Annotated in this window: 19 protein-coding genes and 1 pseudogene; 9 read left to right on the forward strand and 11 right to left on the reverse strand. The window is 53.3% G+C overall.

Features of this window, described 5'->3' with window-relative positions:
- Nucleotides 1–16: 16 nt before the first annotated feature.
- From ACLHDD_RS04985 to pth, 5 genes and pseudogenes are all read right to left on the reverse strand, one after another.
- Entirely contained in the window at nucleotides 17–700 is a 684-nt protein-coding gene (locus ACLHDD_RS04985) for a hypothetical protein (protein ID WP_427103185.1), read from the reverse strand.
- Nucleotides 682–1,830, reverse strand: a complete 1,149-nt coding sequence (locus ACLHDD_RS04990; protein ID WP_427103186.1) for an AAA family ATPase — start codon at nucleotides 1,828–1,830, stop codon at nucleotides 682–684. Before ACLHDD_RS04990 ends, ACLHDD_RS04985 begins: the two co-directional genes overlap by 19 nt.
- Before the next feature lie 323 nt (nucleotides 1,831–2,153).
- Nucleotides 2,154–2,567: pseudogene (locus ACLHDD_RS04995) on the reverse strand (tyrosine-type recombinase/integrase); the annotation flags it as partial.
- A 202-nt stretch (nucleotides 2,568–2,769) separates the two neighbouring features.
- Complete coding sequence (ychF, locus tag ACLHDD_RS05000) at nucleotides 2,770–3,861, reverse strand: redox-regulated ATPase YchF (protein ID WP_427103187.1); 1,092 nt, start codon at nucleotides 3,859–3,861, stop codon at nucleotides 2,770–2,772.
- A 106-nt stretch (nucleotides 3,862–3,967) separates the two neighbouring features.
- A complete protein-coding gene (pth, locus tag ACLHDD_RS05005) occupies nucleotides 3,968–4,555 on the reverse strand; it encodes an aminoacyl-tRNA hydrolase (protein ID WP_111140259.1) in 588 nt (195 codons plus the stop codon).
- A gap of 255 nt (nucleotides 4,556–4,810) precedes the next feature.
- On the opposite strand from pth, the gene ychH reads away from it, so the two are divergent.
- Entirely contained in the window at nucleotides 4,811–5,086 is a 276-nt protein-coding gene (gene ychH, locus ACLHDD_RS05010) for a stress-induced protein YchH (RefSeq protein ID WP_427103188.1), read from the forward strand.
- On the opposite strand, the gene ACLHDD_RS05015 is transcribed toward ychH, so the two are convergent.
- The 4 genes from ACLHDD_RS05015 to lolB form a co-directional block, all read right to left on the reverse strand.
- Complete coding sequence (locus tag ACLHDD_RS05015) at nucleotides 5,083–6,234, reverse strand: GGDEF domain-containing protein (RefSeq protein WP_427103189.1); 1,152 nt, start codon at nucleotides 6,232–6,234, stop codon at nucleotides 5,083–5,085. The genes ychH and ACLHDD_RS05015 overlap by 4 nt on opposite strands.
- A 208-nt stretch (nucleotides 6,235–6,442) precedes the next feature.
- A complete protein-coding gene (gene prs, locus ACLHDD_RS05020) occupies nucleotides 6,443–7,390 on the reverse strand; it encodes a ribose-phosphate diphosphokinase (protein ID WP_111140256.1) in 948 nt (315 codons plus the stop codon).
- 136 nt (nucleotides 7,391–7,526) lie between these two features.
- Nucleotides 7,527–8,384 carry a 4-(cytidine 5'-diphospho)-2-C-methyl-D-erythritol kinase gene (gene ispE, locus ACLHDD_RS05025; protein WP_427103190.1) on the reverse strand — a complete coding sequence of 286 codons (858 nt, stop codon included), beginning with the start codon at nucleotides 8,382–8,384 and terminating at the stop codon, nucleotides 7,527–7,529.
- A complete protein-coding gene (lolB, locus tag ACLHDD_RS05030; protein WP_427103191.1) occupies nucleotides 8,381–9,004 on the reverse strand; it encodes a lipoprotein insertase outer membrane protein LolB in 624 nt (207 codons plus the stop codon). Before lolB ends, ispE begins: the two co-directional genes overlap by 4 nt.
- A gap of 216 nt (nucleotides 9,005–9,220) precedes the next feature.
- Here lolB and hemA point away from each other — a divergent pair, with 216 nt between their 5' ends.
- The 6 genes from hemA to kdsA are packed head-to-tail and all read left to right on the forward strand — an operon-like array spanning nucleotide 9,221 to nucleotide 14,542.
- Nucleotides 9,221–10,477, forward strand: coding sequence for a glutamyl-tRNA reductase (hemA, locus tag ACLHDD_RS05035; RefSeq protein WP_427103192.1), 1,257 nt, complete (start codon nucleotides 9,221–9,223; stop codon nucleotides 10,475–10,477).
- A gap of 42 nt (nucleotides 10,478–10,519) precedes the next feature.
- The gene (gene prfA, locus ACLHDD_RS05040; RefSeq protein WP_427103193.1) at nucleotides 10,520–11,602 is read left to right on the forward strand and encodes a peptide chain release factor 1; all 1,083 of its coding nucleotides are present in this window, start codon (nucleotides 10,520–10,522) and stop codon (nucleotides 11,600–11,602) included.
- Nucleotides 11,602–12,435: a peptide chain release factor N(5)-glutamine methyltransferase gene (prmC, locus tag ACLHDD_RS05045; protein WP_427103194.1), complete on the forward strand. Its 834-nt coding sequence runs from the start codon at nucleotides 11,602–11,604 to the stop codon at nucleotides 12,433–12,435. Before prfA ends, prmC begins: the two co-directional genes overlap by 1 nt.
- Nucleotides 12,436–12,458: 23 nt before the next feature.
- Nucleotides 12,459–12,851: a SirB2 family protein gene (locus ACLHDD_RS05050; protein WP_427103195.1), complete on the forward strand. Its 393-nt coding sequence runs from the start codon at nucleotides 12,459–12,461 to the stop codon at nucleotides 12,849–12,851.
- 1 nt (nucleotide 12,852) lies between these two features.
- Entirely contained in the window at nucleotides 12,853–13,662 is an 810-nt protein-coding gene (gene sirB1, locus ACLHDD_RS05055) for an invasion regulator SirB1 (protein ID WP_427103196.1), read from the forward strand.
- A 25-nt stretch (nucleotides 13,663–13,687) separates the two neighbouring features.
- A complete protein-coding gene (kdsA, locus tag ACLHDD_RS05060) occupies nucleotides 13,688–14,542 on the forward strand; it encodes a 3-deoxy-8-phosphooctulonate synthase (RefSeq protein ID WP_427103197.1) in 855 nt (284 codons plus the stop codon).
- Between the two features lie 58 nt (nucleotides 14,543–14,600).
- Here kdsA and chaA read toward each other — a convergent pair whose 3' ends face one another.
- Nucleotides 14,601–15,692, reverse strand: coding sequence for a sodium-potassium/proton antiporter ChaA (gene chaA / locus ACLHDD_RS05065; RefSeq protein WP_427103198.1), 1,092 nt, complete (start codon nucleotides 15,690–15,692; stop codon nucleotides 14,601–14,603).
- A gap of 373 nt (nucleotides 15,693–16,065) precedes the next feature.
- Here chaA and chaB point away from each other — a divergent pair, with 373 nt between their 5' ends.
- Together chaB and ACLHDD_RS05075 are read left to right on the forward strand one after the other, a co-directional pair.
- The gene (gene chaB / locus ACLHDD_RS05070) at nucleotides 16,066–16,296 is read left to right on the forward strand and encodes a putative cation transport regulator ChaB (protein ID WP_427103199.1); all 231 of its coding nucleotides are present in this window, start codon (nucleotides 16,066–16,068) and stop codon (nucleotides 16,294–16,296) included.
- 223 nt (nucleotides 16,297–16,519) lie between these two features.
- Nucleotides 16,520–17,194 (forward strand): gamma-glutamylcyclotransferase, encoded by a 675-nt coding sequence (locus tag ACLHDD_RS05075; protein WP_427103200.1) that lies wholly within the window; start codon nucleotides 16,520–16,522, stop codon nucleotides 17,192–17,194.
- A 54-nt stretch (nucleotides 17,195–17,248) separates the two neighbouring features.
- Here ACLHDD_RS05075 and ACLHDD_RS05080 read toward each other — a convergent pair whose 3' ends face one another.
- Entirely contained in the window at nucleotides 17,249–18,673 is a 1,425-nt protein-coding gene (locus ACLHDD_RS05080; RefSeq protein ID WP_427103201.1) for a serine/threonine protein kinase, read from the reverse strand.
- Nucleotides 18,674–18,706 lie beyond the last annotated feature (33 nt).

Raw genomic sequence — 18,706 nt, forward strand, 5'->3', positions numbered from 1 at the left:
TACCCTAAAGTTCATATTAAAGCTTGTTTAATATTTCATTTATTCTTCTGAAGCTAGCTAAATGCGTTGTGCTTTTGATTCGTTGGACTAGAGCTTCATAAAAAGAACTTTCCGCTACAGCTCCACAACTACTCTTAGTATACCTTACTCTTTTTTCCCTAAGCATCGTCACTGCATACTTAAAATGGAATTGAGAGTGAGTAAAATCTTGTGAGTAGTTCCCCATCAATTCAGGGTCATTATTCAAAACATCATAGTATTGAATTAGTTTGATAAGTTCTTCATTGGTTGTTTGTCTTGAAAAGCACTTTTGGTTTCCGAGCAAAAATGTTTCAAAACATCTGTTTTGAACAACTACTTCCAGATTGGTATGAGAAACCATTTTCTCAGTAATAACAACCTCTTTAACGGCTTCCTCTCTAATCTTTGCATCATCTTCGTCAGCATCTAAGATAACACAAAAATAATCCACATTTTTGATTTTGTTTATGTTTTTAACTGCGTTTGCGATTTCTTTAAAGATGTTTGGATATCCATATCCAGAAACAAAGTAAATCCCACTTTTTGCGGATGCAAAATCGTCATAATCACTAAATATAGTTAACTCAGGCTTTAAGTTTTTAATCCACTCAGGATAAACGAAAAGCTCAGTAGCCTCCCCCTCGACAACAAAATACGCTTTCACTGCGATACCCCACATTTGTAAATTTCGCTATTGATCAATTGAAAGAAAGGATCATGACTATTATTATTTGATTTTAGTACTGAAGCGTCATGAACACTAATTTCATTAGCTTTTCTGGTTACTATTTTCCAGCTATTTTTGGGAGCATTGTTGATAATTTTAGGATGATGCGTTGTTAAAATTACTTGTTTGTTTGATATGATTAATTCGTTCAATACCTCCTGTAAGCAGTTCAAGCCTAAACTATTTTCAATTTCATCCATTAATATAACACATTCGTCAGGAGATAATATTATATCTGCTAATACAAGTAGTGTTTTAAACATTCCTGATGAAATATGTCCTTGTTCAACTAAAGTGCCGTCTTTTAATTTTAGCTGAATTACAGAGCCTCTATGGTTGGTATGTTTAGAATCGCTCGCTAAATTTCTTATTTGTTTGGTAAGGATATTCTCGACAGATGGAAATATCGAAGTGTAAACAAAAACCAAATCCTCAAAGGCTTTTTGATCATATTTGTGTGAAAATATGATCCTCTCCTTGGCACCTAATCGCCTGTCATTTATTAGAACCACATCTTTAATTGATTGCTTTTCGTTTAGTAAGGTCTTTTTAACTGCATCTTCGTAGACGCTTGAAATATAAGGTATAGCCATAAGCGAGCCGGAGTTGGCTTCTAGGGCGCCAGAAATAATTAGAGAGGAGATTGATTCATAAATTTTTTTTAAAGAGTCTTGGTTTCTAAATATATATAAATTGCTCTTAGTTGCATCAATGATCGGGAACTCTTTATTTTCCAATGTTATTGCCTCACCTTTTTTTTGTAAAAATGAAGCTCCATTAATAGTGATTTTCTCTTCGATTAACTCGGCTTTCTCACCGCCGTCCTCATCAAACTCTCCTTTTTTTGAGAATTTTCCACTCCATTCGACTTTTCTATTTTCTTTATCTTTAAATACAACACTCCAAGTGTCGGCTGGAGAAGAACTTCCACTAGCTATTTGTACCAAAGTATAAAGAGCATTCAGAATTGTTGATTTTCCTGACCCTGAGATGCCTACGAGAAAGTTCTTGCGACCAAACTCCACGTTATCTACAGTGATATTCAATCTTGAATCATGTAGGAATAATTTTTCAATATACATAACGACCTTCTGCTTTTATTTGTTGTATGAGTTTCGCATATTATATACCTTTTTAACAGAAAAATAGCGTAGCTCTATGACTTTCTAAAAAAAAGATACATGCCGACTTTGTCAGAGTAGCATCTTCCTGCTGCGAAATGATTTTTCAAGAGATTTGGCATGATTAAAGTATGTATTTAAGTGGTATTCAGATTGCATCTGCAAACACATTAATGTTGAACGTTCACAGCGCAATTATTTCTCCACCCCGCCTGCCAACTTAAAGAGGCGCTTTTTATGTAGGCACATGAACGGCCTCAGGACGCGCCAGTGCTGGCACTGACTCTGACTTGGAGCTTACCGATTGCAGGGAAAGCCAATCGTTCAAGCTTATCCAGTCGCCGCGTTTTGGTAATTTCGGTCCAGTCATTCATCTGCAATTACTCTTTAGCGACTAGCTCAAAGGTGCTGGATGCGTCTTTGACCTTGCGGATTTTATCTAACTGGCGAGCCTGAGTAGGGCTAACTCCATTCACGACTTGTTTACGCGCCTGCTCGCATTTTTCGCGAGCTTCGGCAAGTTTAACCGGCAGGTACTCAACCAGAGCAAACATGCTGGATTTACCGTTAAGTTTAAACCGATAGCGCCACGCCTTTTTGCCATTGGGTTTCACTTCGAGGTTGAGACCATTTAAATCATCAAGGCGATAGAGCTTTTCTTTCACTTCTGCAGTGCGGCATCGAGTATCGGTGAGCATAACGATTCCTTGTATATTTATTATACCGTTATTGTATTCACTTTAAATGAATATAGAAGTCTGACGTACTCAATAGTTGATGCGCTTCTACGAAATCATTTAAGACGCTATGAAATATAAAATCCACACAAGCGCGTGGATTTTATAGGGTTTTTCTGTCGTCATGAAATTCAATGAAACCTCATGAGACAACACATTTTATTCAGACGTTAAACAGGAAGTTCATCACATCGCCATCTTTCACGATGTACTCTTTTCCTTCTGAACGCATCTTGCCGGCTTCTTTCGCACCCTGTTCGCCTTTGAAAGCGATAAAGTCTTCAAACGCGATGGTCTGGGCGCGGATAAAGCCTTTCTCGAAGTCGGTATGAATTTTACCGGCTGCCTGTGGCGCCGTCGCGCCGACCGGGATAGTCCATGCGCGAACTTCTTTCACGCCTGCGGTGAAGTAGGTCTGCAGGTTCAGCAGGGCGTAACCGGCGCGGATAACGCGGTTCAGGCCCGGCTCTTCCAGACCCAGTTCAGCCATAAACTCGTCACGATCTTCATCTTCCAGCTCAGCAATGTCTGACTCAACCGCAGCGCACACAGGTACCACGACAGACCCTTCCGCTTCAGCGATAGCGCGAACCTGATCCAGGTATGGGTTATTCTCGAAACCATCTTCATTGACGTTAGCAATGTACATGGTCGGTTTCAGGGTCAGGAAGCTCAGGTAGCGGATGGCGGCTTTTTCATCCGCATCCAGATTCAGTGAACGCAGCATGCCCGCTTCAGAGAGGTGCGGCAGACATTTCTCCAGCGCAGCCAGTTCCGCCTTGGCATCTTTATCGCCACCTTTGGCTTTCTTCTGGACGCGCTGAATCGCACGCTCACAGGTGTCGAGATCGGACAGCGCCAGCTCGGTATTGATTACGTCAATATCTTCAGCCGGGTTTACTTTACCCGCGACGTGGATAATGTTGTCGTTCTCGAAGCAGCGAACCACATGGCCGATCGCTTCGGTTTCACGAATGTTGGTCAGAAACTGGTTACCCAGGCCTTCACCTTTTGACGCGCCTTTCACCAGACCAGCAATATCGACAAATTCCATGGTCGTCGGTACCACGCGCTGCGGCTTAACGATCTCAGAGAGCTGATCGAGACGCAGGTCAGGCATTGGCACAACGCCCGTGTTTGGCTCGATGGTGCAGAAGGGGAAGTTAGCCGCTTCAATACCCGCTTTGGTCAGCGCGTTAAACAGAGTGGATTTACCGACGTTCGGCAGGCCCACGATACCGCATTTGAATCCCATGGTTTAATACCCTTTATGACTGGATGGACAGTGCGCCAGACGACGAACTGTCAGAGACGAATGAAAATTTCGCGCATTATACACGGAAACGCGACGTTTCGGGGGTTTAAGCCGGTTTGAAGGCATGCAGCCGATTCATCGCCTTGATGCGATCTTCTTTCAGCCACAGTTCAGTGCAGCGCGCTGCTTCATCTATCGCATCATCAATCAGCTTCTGCTCACTGGCGGGCGGCTTGCCCAGTACAAATCCGGTCACCTTGTTGCGGTCGCCAGGATGGCCGATGCCGATACGCAGACGGTGAAAATTGTTGTTATTGCCCAGCTTGCTGATGATGTCTTTCAGCCCGTTGTGGCCGCCGTGGCCGCCGCCTTGTTTGAACTTTGCCACGCCAGGGGGCAGATCGAGTTCGTCGTGCGCCACCAGAATCTCCTCCGGGGCGATACGATAAAAGGTCGCCATCGCCGCTACCGCCTTGCCGCTCAGGTTCATAAAGGTGGTCGGCACCAGCAGGCGCACATCCTCTCCGGCTATCGCCAGGCGGGCGGTGTAGCCATAGAATTTGCTTTCTTCTTTGAGTGACTGATTGTGACGTTCAGCCAGTAGATCCAGATACCAGGCACCCGCGTTATGACGCGTAGCGGCATATTCAGCGCCCGGATTGGCGAGGCCTACAATCAGTTTAATGCTGCTCACAATGAGTATCCTGCTGTTATTGCGAAAGGGCGTTAGTTTACTTCGCTCTACGCGAGATGACAAAGCAGAAGCCACGAAATGATTCAGGGCGGTGATTAATCATTTTCTATCTGAATCAACGGGCTGCTGACAGGGCCACGCAATCCTTTATGGCTGATGTGTGATCCAGTACGCAACGTTCACGTCAGCCATTGCCTAAACTTATGACACTTAACATTGTGTGCGGTTATTAACCTGTATGGATGGAGGTTCAGTATGAAACATCAGCACTGCCGTATGGCGGGTAACAGCCTGATGGTACTGGGATTAGTCACGATGGTTATGGGCGTAGGCGTTTCCATTGCTAACCAGTTGCCCACCCTGAATATGCCGCAGATTCTGGCACAGGGTGCGATTTTAAGCATTTTCATCGGTGCACTATTATGGCTGGTGGGTGCACGTGTCAGTGGCCGTGAAAAAGTAGAAGATCGCTATTACTGGCTCCGTCACTATGATAAACGCTGTCGCCGATCGCCCGACTCCCACCATTAATGTATAGCGACAGGACGCTGATGCTGTTCGGTGCGGTTCCGCCCACTGGCCTTAGCCTGATAGAGCGCGGCATCTGCCAGGGCCAGTAGGTCCTCAAAGCCCTGCTGTGAGTGCGTGGCTGTCGCAAACCCGATGCTGACCGAATAGGCGACTGTGTCGGGCCGCGACGCACAGACTGCCAGGCGAATCGCTTCACACCAGCGTTCTGTTTCTTCTGCCGCCGCGGGCAGTATCGCCGCAAACTCCTCACCGCCCATGCGCGCAAAGCGTCCTTCCGCCGGCAGCAACGTTCTGACAATCCCGCAAAAGTGGACTAAGACTTTATCACCCTGCTGGTGGCCATACTGGTCGTTGATGCTTTTAAAATGATCCAGGTCGAACAGGATGGCGCTGTAAGGCCGGTTCAGTCGCCGGCAGCGTGCCACAATCTTCTCCGCTTCATTAAACAGGGCGCGCCGGTTCCACACGCTGGTAAGAGGATCGTGCAGCGAAGTCTGCCTCAGTGTGATCTGCATCCGCTCGTTGACCATGGCGAGAATGGTAAACGCCAGGCCGATGACAAACAGAATGGACTCCAGAATGACGTAAACCGAGAAGTCTGAGCCGCCAATCGCGCCCGGCTTCGCAGTGGGGATCGCGCTATCCAGAAACAGGCGCGCCAGATGAAACAGCAGATGGATCCATAGCAGCAACTGTGCGGGCCAGAAGGTGACTCTCAGCGTCTCACGCGCCTGCCACATCAGCTGAATCAGGGCCGCGGTATAGAGGATGCAGGCGATGCAGAGTACGATTACCCGCCTGGGCAGGCTGTTGTAAAATGCCGGAAAACAGCAGAGAAGCGCCCAGATCAGGGCCCCCAGCAGCCAGTGATGGCCGATCGGTTTACCGCAGAAGCGCCGGAATGCATTCAGTAATGTGCCATAAGCGAGCATCACGACAACATTGCCAACGGCGACTGGCAGGAAATGCAAACCACTGCTGCGCAGGCTACTCAGGAACACGGAAATCAGGGTGAAAATCAGCGACAGGCTGGTAAAACCCAGCACGCGATCGCGCTGCGAACCCAGCCAGGCAAAAACCATAATGATGCTCAGAAACCCCAGTACATAGAGCTCGCAAACAAACAGAGTGTAAATATCGAGACGCATGATGACGGGTTTCTGATGAGAAATGGCGCTGCAAATTACCATTTAATGCTACAGGGAAGAAGCGGGGAACACAGGGTTTTGTGAAAAGAGTGAGAGGCGTCAAAAACCAGGGGTTTTAAGGGAATTTATCGCGACAATATCCGAAAAGAGAGCGCGTTAATCCAGCGCGGGCAAAAAAAACCGGGCACCAGGCCCGGTTTAGCGAAGATTAATGCTCGAACATGGCCGAGATAGACTCTTCGTTACTGATGCGGCGAATCGCTTCGGCCAGCATGCCAGACAGGGTCAGCGTGCGGACATTCGGCAGGGATCGGATCTCTTCAGAAAGCGGGATGGTATCGCAGACGATCACCTGGTCGAGCACCGACTTACGCAGATTTTCAACGGCGTTGCCGGAGAAGATTGGGTGAGTGGCGTAGGCAAAGACGCGTTTCGCACCACGCTCTTTCAACGCTTCAGCCGCTTTACACAGCGTGCCGCCGGTGTCGATCATGTCGTCGACCAGCACGCAGTCGCGGCCAGCAACGTCACCAATGATATGCATCACCTGAGAAACGTTCGCGCGAGGGCGGCGTTTATCAATAATGGCCATATCGGTGTCGTTCAGCAGTTTGGCAATAGCACGGGCACGGACTACACCACCAATATCAGGAGAAACAACAATCGGGTTTTCCAGACCGATCTGCATCATATCTTCCAGCAGGATCGGGCTGCCAAATACGTTATCAACCGGGACGTCGAAGAAGCCCTGGATCTGCTCGGCGTGCAGGTCAACCGTAAGAACACGGTCAACTCCGACGCTGGAAAGGAAGTCTGCCACTACCTTAGCGGTGATAGGCACACGCGCGGAACGCACGCGGCGGTCCTGACGGGCATAGCCAAAGTAGGGGATGACTGCGGTAATACGACCAGCAGAAGCACGACGCAGTGCGTCGACCATCACAACCAGTTCCATCAGATTATCGTTGGTGGGAGCACAGGTGGACTGGATGATGAAAATATCACCACCGCGTACATTTTCGTTGATCTGTACGCTCACTTCACCATCACTGAAACGACCGACAGCGGCGTCTCCCAGACTGGTGTAAAGGCGGTTGGCAATACGTTGTGCTAGTTCCGGGGTGGCGTTACCAGCAAATAGCTTCATATCAGGCACGAGAAGAACCTCAGGCTTTGCGTCCAGAGAATGAACGGCATGATTGTAACCGGCGCGTACAATCATGAGCGTTCACACGGGTGTGTTGATGCGAAAGGTGCAGCGTCCGGAACGTGGTGACGCTGTCACGCTTTCGCTAATCGCCCTGCAGGGTACGCTGTAGCGGCGAAACGTTTACGCCCCGGGCTACAAATCCGCGTACCCCCTGCGGGGCAAGCTCCAGCACCTGGCGGGCAGCAGACTCGGTGTCAAATTCAGCAAACACACAAGCGCCTGTGCCAGTCAGGCGTGACGGCGCGTATTCTAGCAGCCAGGAAACAAGCTCATCAACCTCACGAAAACGTTTTCTTACCACTGCTTCACAATCGTTGGCGAAAGGTAAGGCTAAAAGCGTCGATAAACTGCGCGATGGCGTATCCCGTGTCAGTTCAGGATCGTTAAAGACCTGCGGCGTACTGATGTGTACGCCGGGATGAGCGACCAGATACCATTTCTCTTCCGGCTCAGCAGGCTGCAGCTCTTCGCCTACGCCCTGCGCGAAGGCCGCGAAGCCCTGCACGAAAACCGGGACATCCGCCCCCAGCGTCATACCGATGGCCGCCAGCTCATCCGGGGTAAAACCGGTCTGCCACAGATGATTCAGCGCGACCAGCACAGTGGCGGCATCCGACGAGCCGCCACCCAGCCCGCCGCCCATCGGCAGCTGCTTTTCGATGGCAATCTGCGCACCCGCGCGGGCGGGCAGGCTGTTTTTCGCCTGCGCCGCCTGTTTCAGCCGGTTGGCCGCACGCACAATCAGGTTGTCCGCATCGGCAACGCCGGGTAGCGGCGTTAACAGCTTAATTGAATCGCTGTCATCAACGGTAATCTGCAATCGATCGCCATAATCCAGGAACTGAAACAGCGTCTGCAGGTTGTGATAGCCGTCAGGACGACGGCCAGTGATGTAGAGAAAAAGATTCAGTTTCGCCGGAGCGGGCCAGTGGGTGATCATTGAACGGTCCAGCCGTCCATACGCAGTTTAATGCGCTGGTCACCTTCTTTCAGCTCCAGGCTGGACGGCAGCGGCGGAGTGACTTTGCTGTCGTACCCGGCAATGGAAACCTGCCAGGTCTGACCGTCGCGGCTGTAGTTAAGGCTGCGCAGCTGATAGTTTTCGTTGAGCTGATAGTCGGTGGCATCGCCCGGCAGGCCCATCATCCACTGACGCAGGTTCGCAAGCGGAATATTCATACCGGTGAGTTGCGAGATCATCTTCTGCGCATCATTGCTGACGTAGCGCTTACCCTTGTTATCGACAATCTGCACCACGGAACCCTGCGCATCCAGCTGCAGTTCGGTGCTGCCGAGCGGGTTGGTCAGCAGGAGGCGATAGCGGTCGGGCGCGGTCTGCTGCCAGTTGAAGCGGGCATAAACTTTCTGTTTATCGGAAAGGTAGGCAAAAGCGCCGCGCGTCTGGTAATGCGTGACCTTTGAGACCGCCTGCTGATGCTGTTGCCACTGTGGCGCGGTGACGCTGGGGCCGGGACCTTGCGGTTTGTTGACGCTACAGGCCGCCAGCAGGACGCTGGCAAGGGGCAAAAGGCGCAACAGATTGCGTGGTGAAGTAAGCATCAGGTGGTCATCTCCTCGGACACATTGATTATTCGTAACGGATAACGCTAACCGCCCTGGTTTTAACCGTCAATGCTGTTATGCAGCAAAATGCGGTTGATCAGGTTAATCTTATTACAGTCATAGCCTTTGTATGGCTTTTCTTGATCTGCCGCATCTTGTAGAATGCGCCTCACAAAACCCTGACATTATTGGGACATCCCAACCAAAACTACCATGACGCTGCTTGCTCTCGGAATCAACCACAAGACCGCCCCCATTGCTCTGCGCGAACGTGTTTCGTTCGGGCCGGAGACGCTTGAGCAGGCACTCAACAGCCTGTTATCACAGCCAATGGTGCAGAGCGGTGTGGTGCTGTCCACCTGTAACCGGACCGAGCTCTACCTGAGTGTAGAGCAGCAGGCCGATTTACAGGCGCGTCTGGTAAACTGGTTGTGCAATTACCATCAGCTGAATGAAGAGGATGTGCGTAACAGCCTCTACTGGCATCAGGATAACGAGGCGGTCAGCCACCTGATGCGTGTGGCCAGCGGACTCGATTCACTGGTGCTCGGCGAACCGCAAATTCTGGGTCAGGTTAAGAAAGCCTTTGCAGACTCCTCACGCGGCCAGGCGCTGAGCAGCGAACTGGAACGCATGTTCCAGAAAACCTTCTCGGTCGCTAAGCGTGTACGCACGGAAACCGATATCGGTGCCAACGCGGTGTCAGTGGCGTTCGCCGCCTGTACCCTGGCGCGCCAGATCTTTGAATCTCTCTCTTCGGTCAATGTCCTGCTGGTGGGCGCGGGTGAAACCATTGAACTGGTGGCGCGTCATCTGCGTGAGCATCAGGTCAAAAATCTGATCATCGCCAACCGGACCCGTGAACGCGCCGAAACCCTGGCGTCGGAAGTGGGCGCTGAGGTCATTACGCTGGCGGAGATCGATGCCCGCCTGGCCGAAGCTGACATTATTATCTCTTCCACCGCCAGTCCGTTACCCATTATCGGCAAGGGAATGATGGAACGCGCCCTGAAAGCGCGTCGCAACAAACCGATGCTGCTGGTCGATATTGCCGTACCGCGCGATGTGGAACCGGAAGTGGGTGACCTGCCCAATGCCTATCTCTACAGCGTGGACGATTTGCAGGCGATCATTGAGCAGAACCTGGCGCAGCGCAAAGCGGCGGCGGTGCAGGCAGAAAACATCGTTGTGCAGGAAAGCAGTGAGTTTATGGCATGGCTGCGCTCGCAGGGCGCGGTCAACACCATCCGTGAATACCGCACTCAGGCGGATGAGATCCGCGCTGAGCTGGAAGGCCGTGCGCTGCAGGCCCTGCAACAGGGCGGCGATCCGCAGAAAATCATGCAGGAACTGGCACACAAGCTGACCAACCGTTTAATCCATGCTCCAACCAAATCACTTCAGCAGGCCGCCCGCGACGGCGATAATGAACGCCTGCAGATTTTACGCGACAGCCTGGGTCTCGATTAGGCACCCCGCTGTCGCCACCTGTTACGGGAATCCCACATTTAAATGAAAACCTCGATAGTTGCCAAACTGGAAGCGCTGCAGGAGCGCCACGAAGAAGTGGAAGCGATGCTGGGCGATGCTGGCGTGATCGCCGATCAGGAGCGTTTCCGTGCGCTGTCACGCGAATATGCGCAGCTGACCGACGTGAGCCGTTGTTTCCGCGACTGGCAGCAGGTGCAGGACGATATCGACACCGCGCAGCAGATGCTGGATGACCCGGAAATGCGCGACATGGCGCAGGAAGAGTTACAGGAAGCGCGTGAGAAGAGCGACGCGCTCGAGCAACAATTGCAGGTTCTGCTGCTGCCGAAAGATCCCGATGACGAGCGCGCCTGTTTTGTCGAAGTGCGCGCCGGCACCGGCGGCGATGAGGCGGCGATTTTCGCAGGCGACCTGTTCCGTATGTACAGCCGCTACGCGGAAGCGCGGCGCTGGCGCGTGGAGATTGTCAGCGCCAACGAAGGCGAGCACGGCGGTTATAAAGAAGTCATTGCCCGTATCACTGGCGACGGTGCTTATGGCCGCATGAAATTTGAATCAGGCGGGCACCGCGTGCAGCGTGTGCCGGAAACCGAATCTCAGGGCCGCATCCATACCTCCGCCTGTACCGTGGCCGTCATGCCAGAGATTCCGGAAGCGGAACTGCCTGAAATTAACGCCGGGGATCTGAAAATCGACACCTTCCGCTCATCCGGCGCAGGCGGTCAGCACGTTAACACCACCGATTCCGCGATCCGTATTACCCACCTGCCCACCGGCATTGTGGTGGAGTGTCAGGACGAACGTTCCCAGCATAAAAACAAAGCCAAAGCACTGGCGGTGCTGGGCTCGCGAATCCATGCTGCAGAGATGGCTCGTCGTCAGGCCGCCGAAGCCAGTACCCGCCGTAACCTGTTAGGCAGCGGCGATCGTTCCGACCGTATCCGAACCTATAACTTCCCGCAGGGCCGCGTCACCGATCACCGCATCAATCTGACCATCTACCGTCTGGATGAGGTGATAGAAGGCAGGATCGACAGCCTCATTGAGCCGATCGTGCAGGAGTACCAGGCGGATCAGCTGGCGGCGCTGGCTGGTCAGGACTGATGGATATTCGTCACTGGCTGAAACAGGCTGTCGCTACGCTCTGCGGCGGTGACAGCCCAAAGCGTGACGCTGAGATCCTGTTAAGTTTCGTAACCGGTAAATCCCGCAGCTGGCTAATAGCCTTTGATGAAACGGTGCTCAGCGCCGATCAGCTCGCGCAGCTGGAGCGCCTGCTGGCGCGCCGTGCACGGGGTGAACCGGTGGCACATCTGGTCGGTGAGCGCGAGTTCTGGTCGCTGCCCCTGCGGGTCAATGACGCTACGCTGATTCCGCGTCCCGATACTGAGCTACTGGTGGAACAGGCGCTGCTGCGCCTGCCCGCGACCCCGGCGACGATTCTGGATATGGGCACCGGGACCGGGGCGATTGCCCTGGCGCTGGCCAGTGAGCGGCCCGACTGTCAGATTACCGGCGTTGACCGGATCTCCGCCGCGGTAGAGCTGGCTGGGAGCAATGCGCAGCATCTCAGTCTGAGCAACACCACCTTTCTGCTCAGCCACTGGTTTCAGGCACTGTCGCCGCAGCGGTTTACCCTCATTGTCAGTAACCCCCCCTATATTGACGCCAGCGATGTGCATCTGGCGCAGGGCGATGTGCGGTTTGAACCGCGCAGCGCGCTGGTGGCGGAAGAGGCGGGACTGGCCGATCTGCGCACGCTTGTCGAACAGGCGCCTGCATGGCTGCTGCCGGGCGGCTGGCTGCTGCTGGAGCATGGCTGGCAGCAGGGCGAGGTAGTGGCTGCGCTGATGCGACAGATCGGCTATCGCGCCGTTGAAACGCTTCAGGATTATGGCGGTAATCCGCGCGTAACCTTAGGGCAGTTCCCTCTGTAAATGCATGCTGAAAAGGATTCCTGATGGCTGCTTTTTATCCTCTGATTAAAAATCTGCATCTGGCAACGGTGTGGATTACCGTAACGCTGTTCCTGTTGCGCTTTTACTGGCTCAGGCAGGGGTCGGCGATGCTGACCCGCCGCTGGGTGCGCATTCTGCCACATGCCAATGACACGCTGTTGCTGGTGACCGGCATCTCGCTGATGATGATGGCCCACTTCTATCCCTTCACACCGCAAGGAAGCTGGCTGACGGAGAAGCTTTTAGCGGTTATCATCTACATCGCCTTAGGATTTGTGGCATTAAGTCGCCGTCCACGCACTGATCGCACCCGATGGATCGCTTTTCTGATCGCGTTAATCGCTCTGGTGGCCATCATTACGCTGGCGCTGACCAAAATGCCGTTATGGGGATAGCATGACCTCGACCGAACAATTAGATTTCAGCCAGACACCGCTATGCGAAGCGGTCATTGGCGCGACGCTTGCCATCCGGGCCGATTTCCCGGCGCTGTCGGTGGAAGCACAACTTGCGGCATTAGTCGCCGAAGCCCGTGACTATATCAGCCCTGTACAGGATGCTGACCTGCAGCTCGAAACGTTGCTGGATCTGTTTTACCGTCAGTGGGGATTTGGCGGCGCCAGCGGTGTCTACAATCTCTCTGATGCGCTCTGGATCGACAATGTACTGAAGACCCGTCAGGGCACTGCAGTGTCACTCGGTGTTATCCTGCTGCACATTGCTGCCGAACTGGAACTTCCCCTGATGCCGGTGATCTTCCCGACGCAGCTGATTCTGCGCGCCGACTGGATCGATGGCGATAAGTGGATGATCAATCCGTTTAATGGTGAAACGCTCGATCGTCATACGCTGGAGGTGTGGCTCAAAGGTAACATCAGCCCGACAGCGCGCCTCTACGATGACGACCTCGACGAAGCCAAAACCGTCACCGTGATGCGTAAAATGCTCGACACGCTGAAAGCGGCGCTGATGGAAGAGAAGAAAATGGAGCTGGCGCTGAATGTCAGTCAGGTGCTGTTGCGCATCGATCCGGACGATCCTTACGAAATCCGCGATCGCGGTTTGATCTATGCGCAGCTGGAGTGCGAGCATATCGCCCTGAATGATTTAAACTACTTCGTTGAGCAGTGTCCTGAAGACCCGGTCAGCGAGATGATCAAAGTTCAGATTCACGCAATCGAACAAAAACAGGTCACGCTGCACTAAGCGGACCCTCAGAAAAGGAAAGGGCATGACACAGAAAGTCGTGAGTATTGGCGAGATCAACGTAGCAAACGATCTGCCGTTTGTGCTGTTTGGCGGAATGAACGTGCTGGAGTCACGCGACCTGGCGATGCGCATCTGCGAACATTACGTCAACGTCACCAGTAAACTCGGTATTCCTTACGTTTTCAAAGCCTCTTTTGACAAGGCGAACCGCTCCTCGATTCACTCTTACCGTGGCCCGGGCCTGGAAGAGGGAATGAAGATTTTCCAGGAGCTGAAGCAGACCTTCGGCGTAAAAATTATCACCGACGTACACGAAGCTGCACAGGCGCAGCCGGTTTCTGAGGTGGTGGATGTGATCCAGCTGCCGGCCTTCCTGGCGCGTCAGACCGATCTGGTGGAAGCGATGGCAAAAACCGGTGCGGTCATCAACGTCAAGAAGCCGCAGTTTGTCAGCCCGGGCCAGATGGGTAATATCGTGGACAAGTTCGCTGAAGGCGGCAACGAGAAAGTGATTCTGTGCGACCGCGGCAGCAACTTCGGTTATGACAATCTGGTCGTCGATATGCTCGGCTTCAACGTGATGAAGAAAGTCACCAAAAACAGCCCGGTGATTTTTGACGTGACCCATGCGCTGCAGACCCGTGATCCCTTTGGTGCGGCATCCGGTGGTCGTCGCGCGCAGGTGGGTGAGCTGGCGCGTGCCGGTATGGCAGTCGGCATCGCCGGTCTGTTTATCGAAGCGCATCCGGACCCGGACCATGCGCTGTGCGACGGTCCATCCGCGCTGCCGCTGGATAAGCTGGAGCCATTCCTGGTGCAGATGAAAGCAATTGACGATCTGGTCAAAAGCTTCGCAGAACTCGATACCAGCAAATAAATGTTGCGGTAAAAAAAAGAGCGAGTAATCGCTCTTTTTTTGTCTCTTATCTGGGATTTTACAGCATGATAGTCATCAGATAACCAATAAAGAGTGCCAGATGCGCGGCACCGTTCAGCACATTCGTGCGTCCCGTGGAGAAGGAAATCTGGCAGAGGATTAGCGAGGCCATCATAATCACCATCTGCGGCGGCTCCAGTCCAAAGATGAGCTCCTGACCGGTCAGGGTGGCAATAATGGTCACTGCGGGGACGGTTAACGAGATAGTCGCCAGTACCGACCCGAAAAACAGGTTCATCGCACGTTGCACCTGATTCATCAGCACGGCTTTGATCGCGCCCAGCCCCTCTGGTGAGAGGATCAGCAGGGCGACCAGGAAGCCGGTAAACTGCGCCGGGGCATTCATTTCTGTCAGCAGGTTTTCCAGCGTGTTGGCATTCATTTTGGTCACGGTAATGACCGCAATCAGGTGAACGATCAGCCAGACGGTGTGCCAGACGCTGCTATGGGCGGAAGGCTTGCCATGATGCGGGTCGCCATCATCGCTCTCATCTTCATGCTCATAGACAAACAGGCTCTGATGGGTTTTTGTCTGGATCAACAGGAAAACGCCATACATTGCTGCAGAAATAGCGGCAATCAGCAGCGCCTGAGTTGTGGAGAAGTTGCCGCCTGGCAGCGCATTGGGAAACACCAGTACCAGAATGGCCAGCGGAAAGATCGCAATCAGATACTGCTTTACGCCTGCAAGGTTGACGTACTGGGTCGCAAATTTATTGCCGCCCAGCAGTAATGCAAAGCCTACCAGTCCGCCGGTGACAATCATCACGATCGAATAAAGCGTATCGCGCATCAGTCCGGGCGCGGCATCGCCGGTTGCCATCAGCGCCGAGATCAGGCTGACTTCCAGAATCACCACCGAAAGGCTCAGGATCAGGGAGCCGTAGGGTTCGCCAAGCCGGTGAGCCAGAACGTCTGCGTGACGCACCACACTGAACGCACTGCTCAGAATGGCGATCAGCGCCACGGCGTTAATGCCAACCACGACAGGGAGTGACGTATTGGCACCAAAGAAATAGAGGATTCCCAGCGTGATAAGGGGGAATATCAGCGAGAACTCCTTGTGACGTGTTTTTTCATGTGAAGGCATTCACCATCCTCTTTGGTTAATGATTTTCCGGACACAGCGGATGCTGCTGTTAAAAATATAATCAGTTTTCGGGGCCATGCGCAGTTTATCTTTTCACCGGCCTGAACGGGAGAAATTTACTGCTTTTTACTTAAACAGCATAATAACGCGAAGCAGGGTTATCCTGAGGTTATGTGAAATATTATGCGCAGAATCAGCAAAAAAGCATTTTTACTTATTCATGTATCTGCCGGTTTTATACCGGAAAACCTATTTTTAATGATGAGTTGTCTGGGTTAAAGGCAGGTTTTCATCTTAAATGTCGATAAATTACAGTTTGTAATCTTCCAGGTCTGCGCCAGGCTTAACAGGAATCCACTACACAGGAGCTGTTATGCCTTATTCAACCCGCACCGACCTGCCTGACAACGTCAGACACGTTCTGCCCGCGCACGCTCAGGAGATCTATCAGCAGGCCTTTAACAGTGCCTGGGAGCAGTATAAAGACGCGGAAGATCGTCGCGGCGATGATTCCCGGGAGGAGGTCGCACACAAGGTAGCCTGGTCGGCTGTAAAAAAAGAGTATGAAAAAGGGGACGATGATAAGTGGCACCGTAAAAAGTAATCGACCGCTAGCCGCTAAACCTGAAAGGGCCAGGTATATCTGGCCCTTTTATTCGTCTGCGCTATCAGGTTTATCTGGTTTTTTTTAACCTGCGACCGGAATCACGCTTGAAACGCCGCGCGGAAATAGATTACTGTCGATTCATGAACGAAACGCAGTGCCGTTTTGGCCATCATGTTACAGGAGCTTTTCGCAGGACGCCGTTGACGTTGAGGAGGTCGCATTGCTTACCCGGGAATTTCTATTAAAAGCGGATTGTAAAACGTCGTTCGGGGATATCGAAGAAACGCTGCTATGGAGTTGTGAGCAGCGTGCGGCCTCGCTGGCAGCCACGCTGGCCTGTCGTCCCGATCGCAGCCCGGTGTGGATCTTTGGCTACGGCTCGCTGATGTGGAATCCGGTTTTTGAGGCGGATGAAGTCGCCTCCGGCTCGCTGGAGGGCTGGCACCGCGCGTTCTGCCTGCGGCTGATTGCCGGGCGCGGCACCGCCGCGCATCCTGGCCGGATGCTGGCGCTGAAGCAGGGCGGACGTACGTCGGGCCTGGCGTTCCGGCTGCCTGAAACACGGTTGCAGGAAGAGCTGATGCTGCTGTGGAAGCGCGAAATGATAACCGGCTGTTATCTGCCGACATGGTGTGAGCTGCAACTGGAGGATGGACGCAGCGTGACGGCACTGACCTTTATTATGGACCCGCGCCATCCGCTCTATGAATCGGACTCCTGCCCGGAGGCAATAGCGCCCCTGATCGCGGCGGCCAGTGGCCCGCTGGGTACGAATGCGCAGTATCTGTTTGCGCTGGAAGAGGAGCTGAGCCGGCGCGGTATGCAGGAGGAGAATCTGAGCCGGCTGGCGCAGCAGGTGCGGATGCTGCAGCAAGCCTGGCCAAAGCAGGCCTGAGCAGGATCAGAACAGAAGGGCGCGACAGAATCGCGCCCTTTTTTGATCCGCCGGTCAGTTACCCGGGTTAATCAGCCAGGTGCCAGGCTTATCGATCGTCAGGGACTGGCTATGCGTCTGACTCCCATTGCTGACAGCGATCTTATACTGTCCTGCGGCCAGGTTCAGCGCCGCAAAGCCGCTGCTGCCGGATTTCACCTCGACCGGCTGCCCGTTCAGCGTCACGCTCTCGCCGCTCGCAAGTTTAAGATAGACAGTGGCCAGCGCCGCCGGCACAGTCGCCTCAGGCGCTACGGTCGTTGCCTGCGGCGCGGCCGCACGGGTGTTTACCTGCTCTGGCGCGGCGTCGGGGCGATTCGTCAGCCAGACGGTGATCCCCACCGCCAGTAATGCGATGGCGGCCAGGGCCAGTAATCCCGGTGACAGCCGCCGCACCGCGCGCGGCGTCACAGGCTCGGCCGATGCGGAGGCCGGATTTATCGCCATCACCACCGGAGCTGTCACTTCTATGGGCTCCTCAACCGGCAATGCAGACGGCTCTCCCGGCTTCGGGAAACTGTTGACTACCGCCTCGACATCACTGACGGGCAGGTCGGTAAGCGCGGCAAAAGCATCAATGGATTGCGGGCGGTCGCCGGGTTTCATCGCCAGCGCACAGTCAATGGCATGCAGCAGGGGCAGTGAGTAGCCTTCTGGCTGACATTCTGTCAAAGGCTGATAATTATCTTCGATGCAGCGTACCACGCTGACTGGTGGCGGATTGCCGGTAATCAGACTATGCAGCACCGCGCCCAGCGCGTAGATATCAGTCCATGGCCCCTGTTCGACTTCACCCTCTTCGCTGTACTGCTCAATCGGCGCAAAGCCGGGTTTGAGCATGATTTCCGTTTCGTCGGAGAGGTTGCCAATTTCCTTACGCGCTGAGCCAAAATCGAGCAGCACCGGCAGCTGATTTTCCTGAATCTGAATATTATCGAGTGAGATATCGCGATGCAGATAACCTGCCTGATGGATGGTGCTGATAGCACCCAGCAGGGGCGGCAGCAGGCGACGAATCCAGGCCTCAGAGATCGTCGCCGGGCTGGTAAGCTGCCACTCTTTCAGCGTCATGCCACTGTAATAGAGCGTGCCCATATACGCAGTGCCATTCTGCTCCCAGAAGCGCAGCACATGCAGCAATCCGGGATGATTGAAACGGGCCAGCAGCCGGGCCTCCTGAATAAAACTGTTCAGCCCGGCATTGAACAGCTTCTGGAAACGCTCACCGCGCAATTCCAGCGTTAAATCGGCGGCACGGACCGCCAGCGAAACCGGCATATACTCTTTGATGGCAATCGTGCGTTCAAGCTGGTGATCCCAGGCACGATAGACGATGCCAAAGCCGCCGCCGCCGATCACTTCTTTGATCTCAAACTCATTGAAGCGGTATCCGTCAGGCAGGGCATTCGGAACGGTTTTCGGATTATCATTTGCCGACATAGTGAACTCTCTGTACACGGCCTGCTCGCCAGG

Source organism: Pantoea sp. NSTU24, from assembly GCF_050157905.1.
In the GTDB taxonomy this organism is placed as follows: Bacteria; Pseudomonadota; Gammaproteobacteria; order Enterobacterales; family Enterobacteriaceae; genus Pantoea.

Excerpts from the sequence above, each read along its gene's own strand:
- ACLHDD_RS04985 (WP_427103185.1), bottom strand. The coding sequence starts at position 700 with ATGTGGGGTATCGCAGTGAAAGCGTATTTTGTTGTCGAGGGGGAGGCT.
- ACLHDD_RS04990 (WP_427103186.1), bottom strand. The coding sequence starts at position 1,830 with ATGTATATTGAAAAATTATTCCTACATGATTCAAGATTGAATATCACT.
- ychF (WP_427103187.1), bottom strand. The coding sequence starts at position 3,861 with ATGGGATTCAAATGCGGTATCGTGGGCCTGCCGAACGTCGGTAAATCC.
- ychH (WP_427103188.1), top strand. The coding sequence starts at position 4,811 with ATGAAACATCAGCACTGCCGTATGGCGGGTAACAGCCTGATGGTACTG.
- ACLHDD_RS05015 (WP_427103189.1), bottom strand. The coding sequence starts at position 6,234 with ATGCGTCTCGATATTTACACTCTGTTTGTTTGCGAGCTCTATGTACTG.
- ispE (WP_427103190.1), bottom strand. The coding sequence starts at position 8,384 with ATGATCACCCACTGGCCCGCTCCGGCGAAACTGAATCTTTTTCTCTAC.
- lolB (WP_427103191.1), bottom strand. The coding sequence starts at position 9,004 with ATGCTTACTTCACCACGCAATCTGTTGCGCCTTTTGCCCCTTGCCAGC.
- hemA (WP_427103192.1), top strand. The coding sequence starts at position 9,221 with ATGACGCTGCTTGCTCTCGGAATCAACCACAAGACCGCCCCCATTGCT.
- prfA (WP_427103193.1), top strand. The coding sequence starts at position 10,520 with ATGAAAACCTCGATAGTTGCCAAACTGGAAGCGCTGCAGGAGCGCCAC.
- prmC (WP_427103194.1), top strand. The coding sequence starts at position 11,602 with ATGGATATTCGTCACTGGCTGAAACAGGCTGTCGCTACGCTCTGCGGC.
- ACLHDD_RS05050 (WP_427103195.1), top strand. The coding sequence starts at position 12,459 with ATGGCTGCTTTTTATCCTCTGATTAAAAATCTGCATCTGGCAACGGTG.
- sirB1 (WP_427103196.1), top strand. The coding sequence starts at position 12,853 with ATGACCTCGACCGAACAATTAGATTTCAGCCAGACACCGCTATGCGAA.
- kdsA (WP_427103197.1), top strand. The coding sequence starts at position 13,688 with ATGACACAGAAAGTCGTGAGTATTGGCGAGATCAACGTAGCAAACGAT.
- chaA (WP_427103198.1), bottom strand. The coding sequence starts at position 15,692 with ATGCCTTCACATGAAAAAACACGTCACAAGGAGTTCTCGCTGATATTC.
- chaB (WP_427103199.1), top strand. The coding sequence starts at position 16,066 with ATGCCTTATTCAACCCGCACCGACCTGCCTGACAACGTCAGACACGTT.
- ACLHDD_RS05080 (WP_427103201.1), bottom strand. The coding sequence starts at position 18,673 with ATGTCGGCAAATGATAATCCGAAAACCGTTCCGAATGCCCTGCCTGAC.